This is a genomic window from Comamonas sp. C24C, from assembly GCF_053345995.1.
Map to the genome: position 1 here is coordinate 8,025 of NZ_JBKFBC010000008.1, position 18,093 is coordinate 26,117.

Below are 18,093 nucleotides of genomic sequence, written 5' to 3' on the forward strand. Positions count from 1 at the left end.
GATAGCCTTGAGAGCCTCGGATACATGCTCGGTCGCAGCCAGCATGAAGACTTCGTCGCCGGGCTCTATGCGCGTGGCGCCGTCGCAGCGCACGAACCGGTCGGGCTCGTCCATGAAGCGGCGGTAGATCGCCACGATGCGCATGGCCAGTTCCGGCATGCGCTCTCGCACCTGGGCAATCTGCAGGCCCACGGCAGGCGCGCCGGCGCGCGCGCGCACCGAGGCCAATGCGGCCCGACCGCCCGCAAAGGCGCGAACCTGCATGGCTTCCGGGTATTCGATGAGCTTGCGGATGTAATGGGTGACCGATTCCTCGGGACAGATGATGCGATCGACCGCAAAACCCTCCTTGCCCAGCACCGGGTCATCCACCGCAAAGCTGGACGAGCGCACCCGCGCAATGCGGGTCGGAATGTCGAACACGGCCTGGGCAATCTTGCAGCAGACCAGGTTGGTCTCGTCCATGGAGGCGCAGGCGATCAGCAGGTCGGTATCCTTGGCGCCGGCCTCGGCCAGGACCTGGGGATCGATGCCGTTGCCGACCACGCCGCGCAGGTCGAAGCGTGACTCCAGCTCACGCAATGCTCGCGCATCCGTGTCGATGACGGTGATTCCGTTTTGCTCGGACACCAGACTTTCGGCCACACTCTGGCCTACGCGCCCGGCACCCAGAATAATGATTTTCATGGTGTTATGGAAAGGGATCCAAGCTGCGGCATCAATTCAGACCGATGAGGGCCGCAAACAGCCCTCTTCGGCGGGTGGATCTCAGGAACGGACTTCGCCGTCGCCCAGGACCACGTATTTGAGCGAAGTCAGGCCTTCGATGCCTACCGGCCCGCGCGCATGGAACTTGTCGGTGCTGATGCCGATCTCGGCACCCAGCCCGAACTCGAAGCCATCGGCAAAGCGGGTGCTGGTATTGACCATGACGCTGGCCGAATCGACCTCGCGCAGGAATTTCTGTGCGTGCAGGTGATTGGTCGTCAGAATCGACTCCGTATGGTGGCTGGAGTACTTGTTGATGTGGGCAATGGCCTCGTCCACACCGTCCACCAGCTTCACGCTGATGATGGGCGCCAGGTATTCCTCGTACCAGTCCTGCTCCACCGCCTGGGCCAGCTTGGCATCCTTGACGGTCTGCAAAATGGCCAGCGCCTCGGCATCGCAGCGCATCTCCACGCCCTTGGCGGCATAGACGGCACCGATCCTGGGCAGGAAGTCTGCAGCCACGGCGCGTGCCACCAGCAGGCTTTCGCTGGCGTTGCAGGGGCTGTACTTGTTGGTCTTGGCGTTGTCGGCCACCTTCACGGCCATGGCGATGTCGCAAGGGTCATCCACATAGGTGTGGCAATTGCCGTCCAGATGCTTGATGACGGGCACCTTGGCCTCGCGGCTGATGCGCTCGATCAGGCCCTTGCCGCCACGGGGGATGATGACGTCCACATAGTCGGGCATGGCGATGAGTTGGCCCACGGCGTCGCGGTCGGTGGTCTCCACCAGCTTGACGCCGTCTTCAGGCAGGCCGGCCTCGGCCAGCGCCTGGGCAACCAGCTTGGCCAGCGCCTTGTTGGAGTCAATCGCCTCCGAGCCACCGCGCAAAATGCAGGCATTGCCGCTCTTGATCGAGAGGCTGGCCGCTTCGATGGTCACATTCGGGCGGCTTTCATAAATCATGCCGAACACGCCCAGGGGTACACGCATCTGGCCCACGCGGATACCGCTGGGCATCTGCTTGAGGCCGCTGATCTCGCCGATCACATCGGGCATGGAGGCGAGTTGCTCGCAACCCTCGGCGCAGGTCTCCAGCACCTTGGGGGTCAGACGCAGCCTGTCGACCATGGGGGCCGACAGACCATTGGCCACGGCACGCTCCAAATCGCGGGCATTGTCGATCTGCAGCGGCTCGACGTTCTCGCGCAGCAGACGGGCCAGCGCCTTGAGTGCTTTGTTTTTAGTAGCTGCAGACGCACGTGCCATCAGTGCAGAGGCGGCTTTTGCCTGTACACCGAGGTTGTGCATGTATTCGACGGTATTGAGCGCGTTCATGGCGTGATTTTCGCCGAGATAAGCAAGTTGCGCAGACAAGCCCGACCATGAGGGGGTTTATGGCCTTGCTGACACCTACACTCGGCCTCTGAATCGCAAGGAGACTTATGAGCCACAACACCACAGCGCTGCAGGAGAGCGCCCGCCAGCTCCAGCAGCTGCGCAGCGGATTCGAGCAGCTCGCCCACTCACAGATCAGCGCCAGCGCCATCGGCCAGCAGGCACGCGCCGCGACCACATTGCTGCAGGCACTGCCGCCACGCTATGGCGAGGTGCTGCTCAACCTGCTGGACCGGCTCGAATCCAGCGCGCTGTTCACCGAGGAAAGCTGCTCCTTCAGCCAGAAGGACCTGCTGGACAATCTGCGCATGTGGGCCGACAAGGCCCAGGCCCAGCTCGCCGCCCATCCCGGCTGAGCCGCAGATCAGCGTCCGGCCTGGGCCAGCTGCATGGCCAGCTGCCGCAGGGCCTGCCAGCTGTCGCGCGGCCAGCCCTCGCTGGGCAGGCCTTTGACAATGCCGTCCACGGCATGGCCTGCCTGCAGCAACTCGGCCGCACGTGCATCGCTGACACGTGGCAGCAGCCGCTCCATCAGCCTCTCCTTGGGGCCCCAGATGCGATTTTCGCGCAACGCCATGGGCAGAGGCTTGCCGCCCGCCATGGCATCTTTCACGCGCTTGATGTTACGAATGTCCTCGGCCAGCGCCCAATGCACCAGCACCTCGGCCTCGCCTTCGGCCTGCAGGCCGTCCAGCATGCGCATGCTGCGCGCCACCTGGCCCGAGAGCACGGCCTCGGACAGTTTGAACACGTCATAGCGGGCCACATTGAGCACCGCCTGCTCCACCTGCGCCAGGCTCAGCTCGCCCTCGGGGTGGAGCAGGGCCAGTTTCTGAATCTCCTGGTGCGCGGCCAGCAGATTGCCTTCCACGCGGTCGGCAAAGAACTGCAGCGTGCGCTGGCCTTCTTCGCCAGCCGCCACGCGCTGATTCTGCAGCGCCAGACGCTGGGCAATCCAGTGCGGCAGCGCAGCGCGCTCCACCGGGTCGACCTGGATCGAGACACCGTTGCCGTCCAGCGCCCCAAACCAGGCCCCGGTCTTGGTGGCCTTGTCCAGGCGCGGCAGACTGATCAGGGTCAGCGTGCTGTCGTTGCCCTGGGCGCTGCTGGCCAGCTGCTGCAGCGCAGCACTGCCATCCTTGCCGGGTTTGCCGCTGGGAATGCGAATTTCCAGAATCTGCTTGTCCGCAAACAGGCTCAGGCTGCCGCCGGCCGCCAGCACGCCGCTCCAGTCAAAGTGCGCGCCCATGACGGTATAGCTGCTGCGCTCGGTATAGCCCTGAGCCCGCGCCGCTGCACGAATCGCGTCCGCCGCTTCCTGCTGCTGCAAGGGCTCGTCGCCATGCAGCACATAGAGCGAGCGCAAGCCCTTGGCCAGATGGGAGTGAAGCTGGTTCAGCGCAAGCTGCATGGAGAAGAATTTTCTATAAAAAGCATCTGAAACGCCCTGTTTTCAAGCGTCAGCAGCTATCAAATTTACCGAACCAGCACTGGCGACTCGCCGGCCCGGGGTGGCGCCGCTCAACAACTCAAAGAGGGTTCACGACACTTGCAGGCTCTTGACTGCAGCCAGACGGCGAATGATCTGCTGCACGATGTCGTTGCGCATGTCCTTGTTCAGCATTTCCTCTTCCGAAGCCTTGGACAAGGCATTGGTTTCGTTATAGGTCACGTTGCGGATCTGGCGAATCTCGACAGGCTCGATCAGCTCATCGCCACCGGGCGTACGCAACGAGAAGCGCACGATCAGGCGCAACTCGATTTCACGGACCTGACCGGCCACGTTGGAGCCGATGATCACGCGCTGGGCCTGCTCGCTGATGATCTGGCAGATCACTTCGGCGGTATCGGGCGAAGCCGGGTCCTTGATTACAGTCAACTTGTCGCTGGCCGACTCCAGACTGCGACGCAGCAGCACGCCCACGGGCGCACCGCGCCCCGCCTGCACGTAAATGGAGCGAAACACAAAATTCGGCGCACCGCGCAGGCGAAAGCCGCAGGCTCCCAGCAAAGGCGTCAGGGCCATCGCGGCCAGCAGCGTACGTTTTTGCATCAACTGTCCTTTAATCTTCAAGCCCTGCTGCGAGCATCGCCTCTTGCTCCGGAAATACCGAGCAAGAGCCGCCCCGCAGCGAAGGTATTGTCCCCCTCCCGCGAAGCGAGAGAGGGGAAGGCGGGGCCGCCTGGGCGCACAGCACCTCAGGGGGCGACTCCGCTCACACGACAATATTCACCAGACGGCCCGGCACCACGATGATTTTCTTGGGTGCACGGCCTTCGGCAAACTTCTGGTACTCCTCATTGGCCAGTGCAGCCGCCTCGATGGCAGCCTTGTCGGCAGTAGCAGACACCAGGATCGCGCCGCGCAGCTTGCCGTTGACCTGCAGCACCAGCGAGATCTCGTCCTGCACCAGGGCCTTGGGATCAACCTGCGGCCAGGGAGCGTCCAGCAGATCGCCCAGGTGGTTGGCATAGCCCAGCTCGCTCCACAGCACATGGGCCAGATGGGGAGTAGCGGGGTAAAGCACGCGCAGCAGAATGCCGAAGCCTTCGATCAGCGCCACCTTGGCACCGGTGTCATCCAGGGCCTTGAAGTCTTCCAGCGCATTGATCATCTTCATCGCGCCGGACACCACGGTGTTGTACTGCATGCGCGAGTAGTCGTACTCGACCTGCTTGAGCACGTTGTGGATTTCCAGACGCAGGGCCTTGGCCGCCTTGCCGAATTCCACATCGTCCAGCGACTTGGCACCGGCCACGCCCTGTACGGCGGAGGCCATGTCCATGGCCGTCAGCTTGCTGCCGAAGTTGTAGACGCGGCGCAGGAAGCGATAGCTGCCTTCCACGGCGGCGTCGTTCCACTCCAGTGTCAGCTCGGGGGGCGAGGTGAACATGGTGTACAGACGTGCAGTGTCGGCGCCGTACTTCTCGATCAGATCCTGCGGGTCCACGCCGTTGTTCTTGGACTTGGACATGGTGCCCACACCCTCGTAGTCGATGGCGGTTCCCACGGGCAGCAGGCCGTCTGCGCTATCCACTTCGACCTTCAGCTTGGCGCCGATGATCTTGCCGGACTCGTCGAACACATGCTCCACATCCTTGGGCCAGAAGTATTCCTTGGCGCCCTTGGCCGTGCGACGGCTGTAGATGTGATTGAGCACCATGCCCTGGGTCAGCAGCTTGGTGAAGGGCTCGTCGATCTTGACCAGACCCAGGTCGCGCATGACCTTGGTCCAGAAGCGCGCATACAGCAAGTGCAGGATGGCGTGTTCCACGCCGCCGATGTACTGGTCCATGGGCATCCAGTAATCGGCGCCGTCGGCCACCATCTGCTCGCCGTTCTTGGCGTCGCAATAGCGCATGAAATACCAGGACGAATCCACGAAGGTGTCCATGGTGTCGGTTTCACGGCGAGCAGGCTTGCCGCAGCAGGGGCAGACCACACCGGCGTGGAAGGCCTCTGACTTGACCAGCGGATTGCCGGAGCCATCGGGCACCAGGTCCTGGGGCAGGACCACGGGCAGGTCCTTCTCGGGCACGGGCTGAGGGCCGCAATCGGCGCAATGAATGATGGGGATGGGGGTGCCCCAGTAGCGCTGACGGCTGATACCCCAGTCGCGCAGACGCCAGGTGGTCTTGAGCTCGCCCAGGCCCTTGTCGCCCACGATCTTGGCCACGGCCTGCACCGCATCCTTGTGGTTCAGGCCGTCGAGATCGCCGGAGTTGATCAGTACGCCGCGCTCCTTGTCGCCATACCAGTCGTTCCACTGCTTGTCGTCATAGGCAGCCTGGCCTTCCACGGCCACCACCTGCTTGATGGGCAGGCCGTATTTGTTGGCAAAGGCGAAGTCGCGCTCGTCGTGGGCGGGAACACCCATCACGGCGCCGTCGCCATAGCTCATCAGCACATAGTTGCCGATCCAGACCTCGACCTGCGCACCGGTGATGGGGTGGGTGACGAACAGGCCCGTGGGCTTGCCTTCCTTTTCCTTGACGGCCAGTTCGGCCTCTGTCGTGCCACCCTTTTTGCATTCTTCGATGAAGGCAGCCAGTTCGGGCTTGTCGGCAGCAGCGTGCAGCGCCAGCGGGTGCTCAGGCGCCACGGCGCAGAAGGTCACGCCCATGATGGTGTCGGCACGCGTGGTGAAGACGTACATCTTGCCGTCCTGGATCAGCTGGCCGTCAGCCCCCTTGATGTCATGGGTGAACGCAAAGCGCACGCCTGCGGACTTGCCGATCCAGTTTTCCTGCATCAGGCGCACCTTGTCGGGCCAGCCATTCAATGTGGCCTTCTCGTTGCCGACCTGCACATGGTCCAGCAGTTCCTGAGCGTAGTTTGTGATGCCCAGGTAGTAGCCGGGAATCTCGCGCTTTTCCACCAGCGCGCCGGTACGCCAGCCGCGGCCATCGATGACCTGCTCGTTGGCCAGCACGGTCTGATCCACCGGGTCCCAGTTCACCACCTGGGTCTTGCGGTAGGCAATGCCTTTTTCCAGCATCTTGAGGAACAGCCACTGGTTCCACTTGTAGTACTCGGGGTCGCAGGTGGCGACCTCGCGGCTCCAGTCGATGGCCAGGCCCATGGCCTGCATCTGCTTCTTCATGTACGCGATGTTCTCGTACGTCCACTTGGCAGGCGGCACCTTGTTCTTCAGCGCAGCGTTCTCGGCAGGCAGGCCGAAGGCGTCCCAGCCCATGGGCATGAGGACGTTGTAGCCCTTCATGCGCAGCTGGCGCGTGAGCATGTCGTTGATGGTGTAGTTGCGCACATGGCCCATGTGCAGCTTGCCGCTGGGGTAGGGCAGCATGGAGCAGGCGTAGTACTTGGGCTTGCTGCCGTCTTCGGTGACGCGGTAGGCGTCCTTGGCTTGCCAGTGATCTTGCGCGGCGCGCTCGACCTCGATGTGGTTGAATTTTTCTTGCATGGTGCAGTGCAGTGGCCGCCAGCCCCACTTGGGACCCGGCAAGGTAGAAATCTGAAATCAGCAGGGATTTTAGGCTGCCCGACCGCTTGCGCCGTTTTAGCCCTGCATGACCGCAGAACCCGCTGCGCCATCCCTGCGGCCTTCCTGCACACCACGCTGGGAAATACGGCTTTGCGTAAGCTAGTGGTTGTTCACACATTGCTGAACTTTTTGCACGCCTGCCGGTCTGACCGGCCTGCTTACGTGCCCGATGCCATCGCCTGCCTTCTGCCCGAAGTTGCCAGACTTGCGCTCCTGCCCCGGTCCATTCTTCTGAGGAGCTGCTCTTGCTTTCCCGCTGGTCTTTTGTTTCTGACTGGAATCCCGCCATGCAAATGCTGGCCTCGCTCTGTGTCCTGGCCCTGACCGCTCTTGTGGCCGGCTGGCTGACCCAGTGGCTGGGGCTCAAGGTCTTTCGCCGTATGCGCGACACCCTCAGGACCGGTTGGGCCCAGATCCTCATGCACGACAAGGTGCTGCGCCGCCTGGCCAAGGTCGTGCCCTCGCTGATCGTGCAGTTCGGCGTCCAGGGCGTGCCGCATCTGGAGCCGCGCTGGACCACGCTGATCACCAATGTGGCGGTGGCCATCACGCTCTACCACCTGGCGCGCGTGCTGTGCGATCTGCTCAATGCCACGAACGAGGCCCATGAACGCGACGAGGCACGCAAGGCCGCCGTCCAGACCCATTCCATCAAGAGCTATGTGCAGTTGGGCAAGCTGCTGGTCTGCAGCTTTGCCGTGGTGCTCATCGTGGCCACGCTGATGGACCGCTCGCCGCTGCTGCTGCTCTCGGGCCTGGGCGCCATGTCGGCCGTTCTGATGCTGGTCTTCAAGGACACCATCCTCTCCTTTGTCGCCGGCGTTCAGCTCGGCAGCAACGACATGCTGCGCGTGGGCGACTGGATAGAGATGCCCCAGGTCGGCGCCGACGGCTTTGTGACCGATATCGCACTCAATACCGTCAAGGTGCAGAACTGGGACAAGACCATCACCACCATTCCCACCTGGCGGCTGATGACGGACAGCTTCAAAAACTGGCGCGGCATGTTCGACTCGGGCGGACGCCGCATCATGCGCTCGCTGAACCTGGACGCCAACACCGTGCATCTGCTCTCGCCCGAGGAACGCGCAGGCATGGGCCATATCGCGCTGCTGCAACCCTACTGGAGCGAGCGCGACGGCCTGCAGGCCATGCCGGGCGCGGCCGAGGCCGCCATGCCAACCCAGGCCATCGCCGCACACCAGGTGACGAATCTGGCCGCCTTCAAGGCCTATGCCTACGCCTATCTGATGGGCCATCCGCGCATTGGCAAAGGCCCGGGCATGTTCCTCATGGTGCGCACCATGGAGACATCGCCCACGGGGCTGCCGCTGCAGCTGTTCTGTTATACCAACACCACCGTCTGGGTGGAGTACGAAGGCATACAGGGCGAAATCTTCGACCATCTGATCGGCGTGCTGCCGCAGTTCGGGCTGACGCTGTACCAGCGTTCGTCAGACTACGGCACCCACTATCCGCCCGCCCGTCCCGATGTAGTAGCCCGTTAATACCCGCGGCGCCACTTGCCTGTCCACAATGGTTTGACACTTCAACAGGAGACAGCCCATGGCAGGCAAGAAGATTTTGATGATTTGCGGCGATTACTGCGAGGACTATGAAACCATGGTCCCGTTTCAGGCCCTGCTGGCCGTGGGCCATACGGTGCACGCGGTCTGCCCCGACAAAAAGGCCGGCGACCAGATCAAGACCGCCATCCACGACTTCGAAGGCGCACAGACCTATAGCGAAAAGCCCGGCCACAACTTCACGCTCAACGCCACATTTGCCGATGTGAAACCCGAGCAGTACGACGCCCTGGTCATCCCCGGCGGCCGCGGCCCCGAGTATCTGCGCGGCTATGAAAGCGTGCGCGCCGCCGTACGTCACTTCTTCGACACCAACAAACCCGTGGCCGCCGTCTGCCACGGCGCGCAGTTGCTCGCCGGGGCCGGCGTGCTCAAGGGCCGCACCTGCTCGGCCTATCCCGCCTGCCGCGCCGAGGTGGAACTGGCCGGAGGCAGCTATGCCGACATTCCCGTCGACCAGGCCCATACCGAAGGCAATCTGGTCAGTGCCCCGGCCTGGCCCGCCCACCCGGCCTGGATCGCACAGTTTCTTGCGCTGCTGGGCACGAAGATTTCACACTGAAATAGGCCTTCAGCGCTTTCCCATCAAGCGCTGAAAGCTATCAATTCAAGAGTTCTCCTCTTGACGCCGCAGTCACCGGGCCACACCATGGCCCGGTTTTGTTTTGGAGAGTCGCGCCATGTGCCAGGTCTTTATCAGCGCCGATCCCCAGCTCTGGGCCCACCGGGCCCGCTCCATCCGGCTGCATGGAGTCGCCACCAGCATCCGGCTGGAAAACCTGTTCTGGCAGGTGCTCGAAGAGATCGCCGCGCGGGACGGCTATACCGTTCCCCAGCTCTGCACCAAGCTCTACGACGAACTGCTGGCCGAGCGCAAAGCGGTGGACAACTTCAGCTCTTTTCTGCGCGTGTGCTGCACCCGCTATCTGGCGCTGCAGCTGTCGGGTGAAATTCCGCAGGACATGGGCATACCTATTCGCTCGCTGGGCAATGCCTCGTCACCCCAGTCCGCCAGCCCGCAACTGACACACTGAGGCTCAGCGCAGATACACGGCCTCGAACCTCAGCAGCACACGCCCCTCGGCATCGCTGAGCACCAGTTTCTGCCCCTGCACGGCATAGCTGCTGACCTGAGCCAGAGTGGCCAGCAGCAGCTGCTCCCGGCGCATGCCCTGCACACAGGCCATGCGGGTGCCACCCACGGCCGAAAAGCGCAGCCAGCGCCCGTCCAAGCTGTAGTTGCCGCGCAGGCGATTGCAGCCGCCCGCGCCATGAAAACGGCCGCTGCCGATCTCCAGCACCAAGTGCGGCTCGGGCTGATTGTCATAGGCGCTGACATGCGGGCCGTCACCCAGCTGCACCAGCTTCCAATAGGTATTGAGCAGCGGTGCCGGCACGGCGGCCATGGCTTCGCCCTCGGACGCCGCGCTCCCGGCATCTGCAGCGGCGCCAGCCAGGACGCCCAACAGCAAGAGCACCCCCAGTGCCGGGCCAAGCAAGGCGCGCAGGTTCGAGAAAGCAGTCATCACAAACACCTCTCTGGCCATCGACACACACAGACAAAGCGCTGGCAGCTCATATTTCAGGAGTATCAGACCTGCCCGCGCACAAAGCTGCAGGCCGCCGCATTGGTACAGCGCCAGATGGCCTGCCCCGCCAGCGGCCCGCGCTGCATCAGCAACTTGCGCAGCGGCCATTCGCATTGCGGGCAGACCGGCACATCATCGATCCGTCCGGGCTTCACCGGTTCTGCAGCCTCTGCCGCAGTGTCAGCCACCGCAGACGAGGCCGCAACCGCTGACTGGACACGCGGTACCGAAATGACAGGCTCCAGCAGAATATCCACAATCTCGGGCGCGGGCGGCTTGACCAGCTGTGCCGCGGCTTCCGCCACCGGCTCCAGCCTGGGTTTGCGTGCCTTGCTGGCCGCCTGCAGCTGGCGGACATGCGCCACATGCCGCCTGTCGGTGGCACGACCGGGCTGCAGCCGCAGTGCTTCGAGCTTGTCCAGCAATGCCTGCATTTGCTCGGGGCTCCACACGGGCTGGGTAAAGCTCTGGATATGGCCGACAAAGCCGAGGCCGCGCGTGACATGGGTCGGCATCTCGGTCTTGAACTCGCAGTCGCCCACAAAGGCGATCACCGAGTGCAGATGCTCGGGCGCAATGTCCAGCAGCGACTGCAAGGTCTTGACGTGCTTGTAGTTCTGGCGCAGCGGGTTCTGGAAGCGGCTGCGCTTTCTGAAAATCTGCTGCGTCCATTCGCGCTGCTTTTCGGTGCCGAAAATCCAGCCCTGGTAGTTCTTGGTTTCCAGCACGAAGAGGCCGTAGGGCGAAAAGATCAGATGGTCGATCTGCGTGCTGCCGCCATCCGCCGTGGGCAGGGTGACGTTGTGCATGTCCACATAGATCAGCGGATTGAGCTGTCGACGAATCGCCGCCTGCACGGCCCGCTCGCCGCGCCACCCTTTGAAGCGTGGCGAGCGCAGCAGTCCCGCCAGCACCGCGAATGCCAGCGCCAGTCCCAGATACAAAAACAGGCCATTAAAGGCCGTGGAAAGAATCTGATTCATTGATCCCAGCATGTCAAAAACTGGCGCGTACCAAGGTCAGAGATGCCCAGCAAGAGCCGCCTCGCGGCGGGGGCGCCCAGCCGAAGGCATCGCCCCCCACCCATCGCGCGCAGCGCGTAGACAGAGGGGCACCCGGCGCGGGGCCGTCCAGGCAAGGCGCCTCAGGGGAAGCCTTTAGTTCAACGCCATGCTCAGCCTGCGGCGATAGCTGTTGACCAGCGCCGTGGCCTCGTCCTGCTCGGCACTGTTCTTGCCCAGCAGCTCGATGCCGCCGCTGGTCTTGCCGGGCACGGCATCCTGCTTCTTGGGCTTGGGCGGGGTCAGCAGCTCCAGCACGCCGACGATGAGCTTGCGCGCCGCCTGATCGTTCCAGGTCTTATCGCGCATGATGATTTCGAGCATTTCGTCCATGGCATCCGTCCACTGGCTGTGGGCCAGCAGTGCACGGGCGCGGCCAAAGCGGGCGTCGAAGTCGCGCTTGTTGGCCGCGATGGCGCCGTCGTACTTGGCCACGTCGGCATTGTCGCCCTGCACGGCGAATTCCAGCGCCTTGAGCCACTGGTTCAGCGCTTCGAAGCGCAGCGGCTGGGGAATGCGCTTGACGGGCTCGGCCAGCAGTGCCGCAGCTTCCTCGAAGCTGCCGGTGGCGATCAGCAGGCGCACATAGTCAAAGCGCGCATCGTCATTGGCCGGGTCGGCCGCCAGCGCATCGGCCAGCTTCTGCAGTGCCGCCTGGGTGTCGCCGGACTCCAGCAGGGCCTGGGCTTCGTCGGCATCGGCCTCGGCCGCCAGCTCGCCCTCGGAGGGCAGATGCTTGTCCAGAAACTCGCGCAGCTTGCCTTCGGGCTGGGCGCCCATGAAGCCGTCCATGGGCTTGCCGCCGATCATCAGTACGCAGGTCGGGATGGAGCGAATGCCGAACATGCTGGCCAGCTGCTGCTCCTGATCGGAGTCGATCTTGACCAGCTTGAAGCGGCCCTCATAGGCGACTTCCAGCTTTTCCAGCACCGGCCCCAGCGTCTTGCAGGGGCCGCACCAAGGCGCCCAGAAATCCACCAGCACGGGCACGGCCATGGAGGCGGCTACGACTTCGGCTTCAAAATTCTCGAGGGTGACGTCAATCATGTGATTCCCAATGCTGCTTGTGCGCTGCCACCCGGGCAGCGGCGCTGAAAAGTCTGCGAGCCGGCCACTCCAGCAGAGTGCCCGCCGCGCGATGCTGCGATTCTCCACGCAAATGCGCGAGCGCAAGCCATAGACCAGGTCGAACCGGGTCTTTGCTACTCAGATGGGAGCAGCTTGCGCATGTTTCAAGGTCGATTCAAGGTGTTTTATGCCGAAAACCAAAGGACTGCACGAGCAAGCAGCTACGGTTTCAAGAGTAACCGCCCCGCAGCCGCGCTCGCCCCTGGGCTATATTGCTTGCGAACCGAGGAGCGCAGACTTGATTGAAGTTTCACAACTGGTGTTTGAATATCCGGGCCACCGCGCCCTCGACGGCGTGAGCCTGTCCATCGCTGCGGGCAGCGTGACGGCACTCGTCGGGCCCAACGGCGCTGGCAAGTCCACGCTGATGCGCTGCATTGCCGGACTGGAGCAGCCGCTGTCGGGCCAGGTGCGCGTCAAGGGCCTGTCGGTCGAGGAGCAGCCGCGCGAGGTACATCGCCACCTGGGCTATCTCTCGGATTTCTACGGCCTGTACGACCGGCTCAGCGTGATGCGCTGCTTGCAGTACTCGGCCCTGTCCATGGGTGTGGCGCCCAACGACGTGGAGGCCCGCGCGCAGCAGGTGGCCCAGCAACTGGGCCTGACGCAGCTGCTGCACCGCCACCCGACCGAACTCTCGCGCGGCCAGCGCCAGCGCGTGGCGATCGGCCAGGCCATCGTCCACCAACCCAGCGTGCTGCTGCTCGACGAGCCAGCCAGCGGCCTCGACCCCGATGCGCGCAGCAGCCTCTCGACGCTGTTTCGCCAGCTGCAGGCCCAGGGCATGACGCTGATCGTCTCCAGCCACATCCTCAGCGAGCTGGACGAGTACTGCACCCACATCCTGAGCATCCGCGACGGCCGCATCGAAAGCCACGAGGCGCTGCAGAACGCCCATGGCGAGGGCCAGCACGCCGTCGCCGGCCAGCAGCCCCAGCTCTATGCGCTGGAAGTGGCCATGGAGCCAGGCGAAGGGCTGGAGACGCGCCTGCGTCAGGCCTTGCTGAGCACCTCGGTGCAGGACTTCGACACCACGGGCCGCCGCCCGATTCAGCTATGGCTGCCTGCTGCTGCCGGCGCACGCGCCCAATGGCTGGCGCAGCTGGTGCAGGCCGGCATTCCGGTCGCCGCGCTGTACCCGGTGCGCGAGCGGCTGCAGGACCGCTATGCGCGCACAGCCCAGTCCCGCGATACCGAAAGTCAGGAGCAAGCATGAGCCAACGCAATCCCGAATTCCAGCGCCAGCTCTGGCTGAACTGGCGCCCCTCGCTGCTGGCCTGGAGCCTGGGCCTGAGCCTGCTCATCCTGGCCCTGCCCTTTGCCCTGTCCTCTGCCAAGGGTCTGCCCGGCACGCTGAGCATGACCGCCATCGCCGGCCTGTATCTGGCCGCCATCATCTACGGCAGCGTGCTGGCCGGGCGCAGCCTGGCCGAGGAAGCCAGCCAGAACACCTGGGACTGGCAACGTCTGTCCGTGCTCACGCCCTGGCAGATGGCCTGGGGCAAGCTGCTGGGCGCCACCTTGCCGGCCTGGCTGTATGTGCTGTGGTTTGCGCTGGCCGTGGTGGGCGTGACCCACTTCTGGGCGCTGGAGCCCCTGAAGCTGCAGCACACGATTGGCCTGGCCGTGCTCTGGGGCCTCGGTCTGCAGACCTGGGCCATGAACTCCGTGCTCATGAGCTGGGGACTGAGGGACAGGCCCATCAATCGCCGGCGCGCGGCCCTGCTGCCCCTGCTGCTGCTGTTCTTCGCCCCCGGCCCCTTTATCGACCATGTCTACAAAGGCATGGTGGACAGCGACGCCGCGCCGGTGTTCTGGTGGGGCCTGGACGTGGGCGGCCTGGGCCTGGCCTATCTGGCCGGTGCACTGATACTGGGCCTGGGCCTGCTGGCCCTGTGGCGCCAGCTCTGCACCCGGCTCGATGTACACACCCTGCCCTGGGCCTGGCCGCTGGGCCTGGCACTGACGGGATTTTTCGCAGCCGGCACGCTCAACCTGGGCATTGCTGCATTTTTCAGCAGCACCGCCTGGATCGCGCTGATCGGCACCGCCTATGTCGCCCTGCAGCACATGGACCAGCATCTGCGCGCCTGGCGCCAGGTGCAATGGTCGGTCAGCCGCCAGCGCTGGCGTGAGGCGCTCGAGGCGCTGCCGCTGTGGCCGGTCAGCCTGCTGCTGGGCTTTGCCATGGCCTTGCTGCTGCTGTTCGCCCCCCAAAGCCTGGAGGCCGCCATCAGCGGCGAACTCAACAGCTTCACTCTCTATCTGTGCCTGCATCTGCTGCGCGACTGCCTGCTGCTGACCGGCTTCGCCCTGCTGGCGGGCAAGCTCAAGTCCCCGCTGGCCTCGTTTGTCGTCGCCTGGCTGATCCTCAACATTGCCGCGCCGCTGCTGGCCTATGGCGCAGGCGGCCATAGGGGCGCCATGCTGGTCCAGCCGGTCGTGGCCATGTGGATGGCTCCTTCGGATGCGGCAACGCAGGCCGGCTCCTGGCTGAGCTATCTGCCCTGGGCCTCTCTGAGCCTGCAGACCCTCGTCGCGCTGGCCTGGGTCATCCATGTCTTCAGGGACCGCGTGCTGGGCTTTGCACGCGACAACGCGGCCGCCCGCATCCGGGGGTCATAGATGCTTTGACCGGGTGGCTTTGCCCCACAGCTGCCCGGCAATGCAGCGAAAACGTAAAATCAGGGGTTCCACTAGGCCGGGCGGCAGCGCCCTGAAGAACATGAACCCCATCCAAGTTGGCGTGGTCATGGGTTCCAGCAGCGACTGGGACACCATGCAACACGCAGTTGCCATCCTCCAGCAATTCGGTATCGCTTTTGAAGCCCAGGTCGTATCGGCCCACCGCATGCCGGACGACATGTTCCGCTTTGCCGAAGCCGCAGCCGACCGTGGCCTCAAGGCCATCATCGCCGGCGCCGGCGGTGCTGCCCACCTGCCCGGCATGATTGCCGCCAAGACCACCGTGCCCGTGCTCGGCGTGCCCGTGGCCAGCCGTCACCTGCAAGGCGTGGACTCGCTGCACTCCATCGTGCAGATGCCCAAGGGCGTGCCCGTAGCCACCTTTGCCATCGGCAATGCCGGTGCAGCCAATGCGGCCCTGTTTGCCGTGGCCCTGCTGGCCAATGAAGACGCCGAGCTGCGCAAGAAGCTCGAGGCCTTCCGCGCCGAGCAGACCGAAGCGGCCCGCAACATGACCCTGCCGGTGAACGCATGAGCGCCCGCGACACGCAAGTGATACTGCCGGGTGCGACCCTCGGCGTGCTGGGCGGCGGCCAGCTGGGCCGCATGTTTGCCCATGCCGCACAGGCCATGGGCTATTTCACCGCCGTGCTGGACAAGGACGAGACCAGCCCCGCCGGTCTGGTCAGCCACCAGCATGTGCGCACCGGCTACGAAGACGCCAAGGGCCTGGCCGAGCTGGCCGGACTCTGCGCGGCCGTGACCACCGAATTCGAAAACGTGCCCGCCGGCTCGCTGAACAAGCTGGCCGAGAGCCTGCCTGTATCGCCCGCCGGCTCGGCCGTGGCGATCGCCCAGGACCGCGCCGCCGAAAAAGCCCACTTCGTGAAGTGCGGCGTGCCCTGCGCCCCCTATGCCGTGATCGAGACGGCCGAGCAGCTGGCAGCCGTCAACGACGCGCTGCTGCCCGGCATCCTCAAGACCGCGCGCATGGGCTATGACGGCAAGGGTCAGATCCGCGTCAAGACCCGCGACGAGCTGATCAAGGCCTGGGACGAACTCAAGCAGGTGGCCTGCGTGCTCGAAAAAATGCTGCCGCTGGCGCACGAATGCTCGGTCATCGTGGCCCGCGGCCGCAATGGCGACATCGTCAACCTGCCCGTGCAGCGCAATCTGCACCGCGACGGCATTCTGGCCGTGACCGAGGTCTACGAAGGCAACGTACCCGCGGCACAGGCAGAGCAAGCGGTAGCCGCTGCGAAATCCGTAGCTATCGGCCTCGACTACGTGGGCGTGCTCTGCGTGGAATTCTTTGTGCTGGACAACGGCCAGTTGGTGGTCAACGAGATCGCCCCGCGCCCGCACAACAGCGGCCACTACAGCCAGAACGCGATGGATGTGTCGCAGTTCGAGCTGCAAGTGCGCTGCATGACCAATCTGCCCCTGGTGCAGCCGCGCCAGCACAGCGCCACCGTCATGCTCAACCTGCTGGGCGACCTGTGGTTCAAGGACGGCGAAACCGCCAAGGCTCCGGCCTGGGATCAGATCCTGGCCCTGCCAGGCGCCCACCTGCATCTGTACGGCAAGGTCGATGCCAAGCCAGCCCGCAAGATGGGCCACTTGAACATCACCGCGGCCAGCCCCGAAAAAGCGCGTGAAACCGCTTTGAAGGCGGCCGAGATCCTGGGCATTGAAGCGTTCTGATAACACCCCCTGAGCGGCTTTGCCTAGGCGGCCCCGCCGCTCCCCCCTCTCTCGCTACGCGGGAGGGGGACGACGCCCCAAGCGTAAGGGGCGGCCCTTGCTCGGCGTCCTTCGCTGATGCTCTGCAAGCGCAAAAGCACCGCACATACGGCGGCGCAGTGCATGAAAGAGGAATTGAAATGATCTTGGATGGAACGCTGGAAGCCTCGGTGCAAGCCGCTGCGCTCGCCCTGCAGCAAGGCCGGCTGCTGGGCCTGCCCACCGAGACGGTGTACGGTCTGGCCGCAGACAGCGACAACGACGCCGCCGTGGCGCAGATCTTTGCCGCCAAGGGACGCCCGGCCAACCATCCGCTGATCGTGCATGTGGCCGATGCCGCCGCCATCACCCGATATGCCAAGGAAGTACCGGTCTTTGCCCAGCAACTGATCGATGCGTTCTGGCCCGGCCCGCTGACCCTGATCCTGCCGCGCCTGCCGCATGCCGCCAAGGCATCGACCGGGGGCCAGGACAGCGTGGGCCTGCGCTGCCCCTCCCACCCCGTGGCCCATGCGGTGCTGCAGGCCTGCCAGCAGCTCGATCCGCCGGTCTGGGGCGTCTCGGCCCCCAGCGCCAACAAGTTCGGCCGCGTCAGCCCCACCACGGCCGAGCATGTGGCCACCGAGTTTGGCGAAGAACTGCTGGTGCTCGATGGCGGCGCCTGCGAAGTGGGCATTGAATCGACCATCGTCGACTGCACGCGGGGCGTGCCCGTGCTGCTGCGCCCCGGCGCCATCACGCGTGACGATATCGAGCGTGCCTGCGGCCTGCGACCGCTCTCGAAAGAAGAGCTGACTGCGGATACCCCACGTGCATCGGGAACGCTTTTGGCGCACTACGCGCCCAACGCCAAGGTGCGGCTCATGGATGCCGGGCAGCTGCAATCGGCACTGGACATCCTGGGCAAGGATGGCAGAAATATTGCCATCTATCACCGCAGCCCCCTCAATGTCACCACCGCCCAGTTGCTGCTGCGCCGCATGTCCGACGAGCCGCGCGACGTGGCCCGTGAGCTGTTCGGCATGCTGCGCAATTTCGACGACTGGGGCGCCAAGCTGATCTGGATCGAGACCCCGCCCGACACCGCCGACTGGGAAGGCGTGCGCGACCGCCTGCAGCGTGCGGCGGCGGCGGGCTGAGCGGCCGCTTAGCTGATTTTCAAGTAAAGATACAAATTTTTATTCGT

The 18,093-nt window shown here is 64.4% G+C and carries 17 protein-coding genes; 9 read left to right on the top strand and 8 right to left on the bottom strand.

Annotated features, from left to right (window positions below; translation table 11 throughout):
* Window positions 1-687: Trk system potassium transporter TrkA (trkA, locus tag ACLBXN_RS15340; protein ID WP_447612713.1), on the bottom strand; the 687-nt coding region annotated here is incomplete at its 3' end.
* An 81-nt stretch (window positions 688-768) separates the two neighbouring features.
* A complete protein-coding gene (locus ACLBXN_RS15345; RefSeq protein ID WP_003060508.1) occupies window positions 769-2,049 on the bottom strand; it encodes a glutamate-5-semialdehyde dehydrogenase in 1,281 nt (426 codons plus the stop codon).
* Between the two features lie 107 nt (window positions 2,050-2,156).
* On the opposite strand from ACLBXN_RS15345, the gene ACLBXN_RS15350 reads away from it, so the two are divergent.
* Window positions 2,157-2,465: a hypothetical protein gene (locus tag ACLBXN_RS15350; RefSeq protein WP_447612714.1), complete on the top strand. Its 309-nt coding sequence runs from the start codon at window positions 2,157-2,159 to the stop codon at window positions 2,463-2,465.
* A gap of 8 nt (window positions 2,466-2,473) precedes the next feature.
* On the opposite strand, the gene holA is transcribed toward ACLBXN_RS15350, so the two are convergent.
* The 3 genes from holA to leuS form a co-directional block, all read right to left on the bottom strand.
* Complete coding sequence (holA, locus tag ACLBXN_RS15355) at window positions 2,474-3,520, bottom strand: DNA polymerase III subunit delta (RefSeq protein WP_447612715.1); 1,047 nt, start codon at window positions 3,518-3,520, stop codon at window positions 2,474-2,476.
* A 129-nt stretch (window positions 3,521-3,649) separates the two neighbouring features.
* Window positions 3,650-4,162, bottom strand: a complete 513-nt coding sequence (locus tag ACLBXN_RS15360; protein WP_003060502.1) for an LPS-assembly lipoprotein LptE — start codon at window positions 4,160-4,162, stop codon at window positions 3,650-3,652.
* 163 nt (window positions 4,163-4,325) lie between these two features.
* Window positions 4,326-7,034 (bottom strand): leucine--tRNA ligase, encoded by a 2,709-nt coding sequence (leuS, locus tag ACLBXN_RS15365; RefSeq protein WP_447612716.1) that lies wholly within the window; start codon window positions 7,032-7,034, stop codon window positions 4,326-4,328.
* 368 nt (window positions 7,035-7,402) lie between these two features.
* Between leuS and ACLBXN_RS15370 the strand changes: the two genes are divergently transcribed.
* From ACLBXN_RS15370 to ACLBXN_RS15380, 3 genes are all read left to right on the top strand, one after another.
* On the top strand, window positions 7,403-8,623 hold the full coding sequence (locus ACLBXN_RS15370) for a mechanosensitive ion channel family protein (protein ID WP_447612717.1): 1,221 nt from the start codon (window positions 7,403-7,405) through the stop codon (window positions 8,621-8,623).
* A gap of 58 nt (window positions 8,624-8,681) precedes the next feature.
* Window positions 8,682-9,263 carry a DJ-1/PfpI family protein gene (locus ACLBXN_RS15375; protein ID WP_003060496.1) on the top strand — a complete coding sequence of 194 codons (582 nt, stop codon included), beginning with the start codon at window positions 8,682-8,684 and terminating at the stop codon, window positions 9,261-9,263.
* Window positions 9,264-9,381: 118 nt separating this feature from the next.
* Window positions 9,382-9,735 carry a ribbon-helix-helix domain-containing protein gene (locus tag ACLBXN_RS15380; protein ID WP_043006625.1) on the top strand — a complete coding sequence of 118 codons (354 nt, stop codon included), beginning with the start codon at window positions 9,382-9,384 and terminating at the stop codon, window positions 9,733-9,735.
* 3 nt (window positions 9,736-9,738) lie between these two features.
* On the opposite strand, the gene ACLBXN_RS15385 is transcribed toward ACLBXN_RS15380, so the two are convergent.
* The 3 genes from ACLBXN_RS15385 to trxA form a co-directional block, all read right to left on the bottom strand.
* The gene (locus ACLBXN_RS15385) at window positions 9,739-10,227 is read right to left on the bottom strand and encodes an META domain-containing protein (RefSeq protein WP_447612718.1); all 489 of its coding nucleotides are present in this window, start codon (window positions 10,225-10,227) and stop codon (window positions 9,739-9,741) included.
* 65 nt (window positions 10,228-10,292) lie between these two features.
* Window positions 10,293-11,273, bottom strand: coding sequence for a nuclease-related domain-containing protein (locus tag ACLBXN_RS15390; RefSeq protein WP_447612719.1), 981 nt, complete (start codon window positions 11,271-11,273; stop codon window positions 10,293-10,295).
* A 174-nt stretch (window positions 11,274-11,447) separates the two neighbouring features.
* A complete protein-coding gene (gene trxA, locus ACLBXN_RS15395) occupies window positions 11,448-12,398 on the bottom strand; it encodes a thioredoxin (RefSeq protein WP_447612720.1) in 951 nt (316 codons plus the stop codon).
* Between the two features lie 319 nt (window positions 12,399-12,717).
* On the opposite strand from trxA, the gene ACLBXN_RS15400 reads away from it, so the two are divergent.
* The 5 genes from ACLBXN_RS15400 to ACLBXN_RS15420 all read left to right on the top strand — a co-directional run bounded on the left by ACLBXN_RS15400 (window position 12,718) and on the right by ACLBXN_RS15420 (window position 18,046).
* Window positions 12,718-13,695 (top strand): ABC transporter ATP-binding protein, encoded by a 978-nt coding sequence (locus ACLBXN_RS15400; protein WP_447612721.1) that lies wholly within the window; start codon window positions 12,718-12,720, stop codon window positions 13,693-13,695.
* Window positions 13,692-15,104 carry a hypothetical protein gene (locus ACLBXN_RS15405; protein WP_447612722.1) on the top strand — a complete coding sequence of 471 codons (1,413 nt, stop codon included), beginning with the start codon at window positions 13,692-13,694 and terminating at the stop codon, window positions 15,102-15,104. The genes ACLBXN_RS15400 and ACLBXN_RS15405 overlap by 4 nt, the downstream gene beginning before the upstream one ends.
* A 100-nt stretch (window positions 15,105-15,204) precedes the next feature.
* A complete protein-coding gene (purE, locus tag ACLBXN_RS15410; protein WP_003072555.1) occupies window positions 15,205-15,699 on the top strand; it encodes a 5-(carboxyamino)imidazole ribonucleotide mutase in 495 nt (164 codons plus the stop codon).
* The gene (locus ACLBXN_RS15415) at window positions 15,696-16,868 is read left to right on the top strand and encodes a 5-(carboxyamino)imidazole ribonucleotide synthase (RefSeq protein WP_211458345.1); all 1,173 of its coding nucleotides are present in this window, start codon (window positions 15,696-15,698) and stop codon (window positions 16,866-16,868) included. Before purE ends, ACLBXN_RS15415 begins: the two co-directional genes overlap by 4 nt.
* Window positions 16,869-17,047: 179 nt before the next feature.
* Entirely contained in the window at window positions 17,048-18,046 is a 999-nt protein-coding gene (locus ACLBXN_RS15420) for an L-threonylcarbamoyladenylate synthase (protein ID WP_343676577.1), read from the top strand.
* The last annotated feature ends 47 nt before the right edge of the window (window positions 18,047-18,093 follow it).

Excerpts from the sequence above, each read along its gene's own strand:
- ACLBXN_RS15345 (WP_003060508.1), bottom strand. The coding sequence starts at position 2,049 with ATGAACGCGCTCAATACCGTCGAATACATGCACAACCTCGGTGTACAG.
- ACLBXN_RS15350 (WP_447612714.1), top strand. The coding sequence starts at position 2,157 with ATGAGCCACAACACCACAGCGCTGCAGGAGAGCGCCCGCCAGCTCCAG.
- holA (WP_447612715.1), bottom strand. The coding sequence starts at position 3,520 with ATGCAGCTTGCGCTGAACCAGCTTCACTCCCATCTGGCCAAGGGCTTG.
- ACLBXN_RS15360 (WP_003060502.1), bottom strand. The coding sequence starts at position 4,162 with ATGCAAAAACGTACGCTGCTGGCCGCGATGGCCCTGACGCCTTTGCTG.
- leuS (WP_447612716.1), bottom strand. The coding sequence starts at position 7,034 with ATGCAAGAAAAATTCAACCACATCGAGGTCGAGCGCGCCGCGCAAGAT.
- ACLBXN_RS15370 (WP_447612717.1), top strand. The coding sequence starts at position 7,403 with ATGCAAATGCTGGCCTCGCTCTGTGTCCTGGCCCTGACCGCTCTTGTG.
- ACLBXN_RS15375 (WP_003060496.1), top strand. The coding sequence starts at position 8,682 with ATGGCAGGCAAGAAGATTTTGATGATTTGCGGCGATTACTGCGAGGAC.
- ACLBXN_RS15380 (WP_043006625.1), top strand. The coding sequence starts at position 9,382 with ATGTGCCAGGTCTTTATCAGCGCCGATCCCCAGCTCTGGGCCCACCGG.
- ACLBXN_RS15385 (WP_447612718.1), bottom strand. The coding sequence starts at position 10,227 with ATGACTGCTTTCTCGAACCTGCGCGCCTTGCTTGGCCCGGCACTGGGG.
- ACLBXN_RS15390 (WP_447612719.1), bottom strand. The coding sequence starts at position 11,273 with ATGAATCAGATTCTTTCCACGGCCTTTAATGGCCTGTTTTTGTATCTG.
- trxA (WP_447612720.1), bottom strand. The coding sequence starts at position 12,398 with ATGATTGACGTCACCCTCGAGAATTTTGAAGCCGAAGTCGTAGCCGCC.
- ACLBXN_RS15405 (WP_447612722.1), top strand. The coding sequence starts at position 13,692 with ATGAGCCAACGCAATCCCGAATTCCAGCGCCAGCTCTGGCTGAACTGG.
- purE (WP_003072555.1), top strand. The coding sequence starts at position 15,205 with ATGAACCCCATCCAAGTTGGCGTGGTCATGGGTTCCAGCAGCGACTGG.
- ACLBXN_RS15415 (WP_211458345.1), top strand. The coding sequence starts at position 15,696 with ATGAGCGCCCGCGACACGCAAGTGATACTGCCGGGTGCGACCCTCGGC.
- ACLBXN_RS15420 (WP_343676577.1), top strand. The coding sequence starts at position 17,048 with ATGATCTTGGATGGAACGCTGGAAGCCTCGGTGCAAGCCGCTGCGCTC.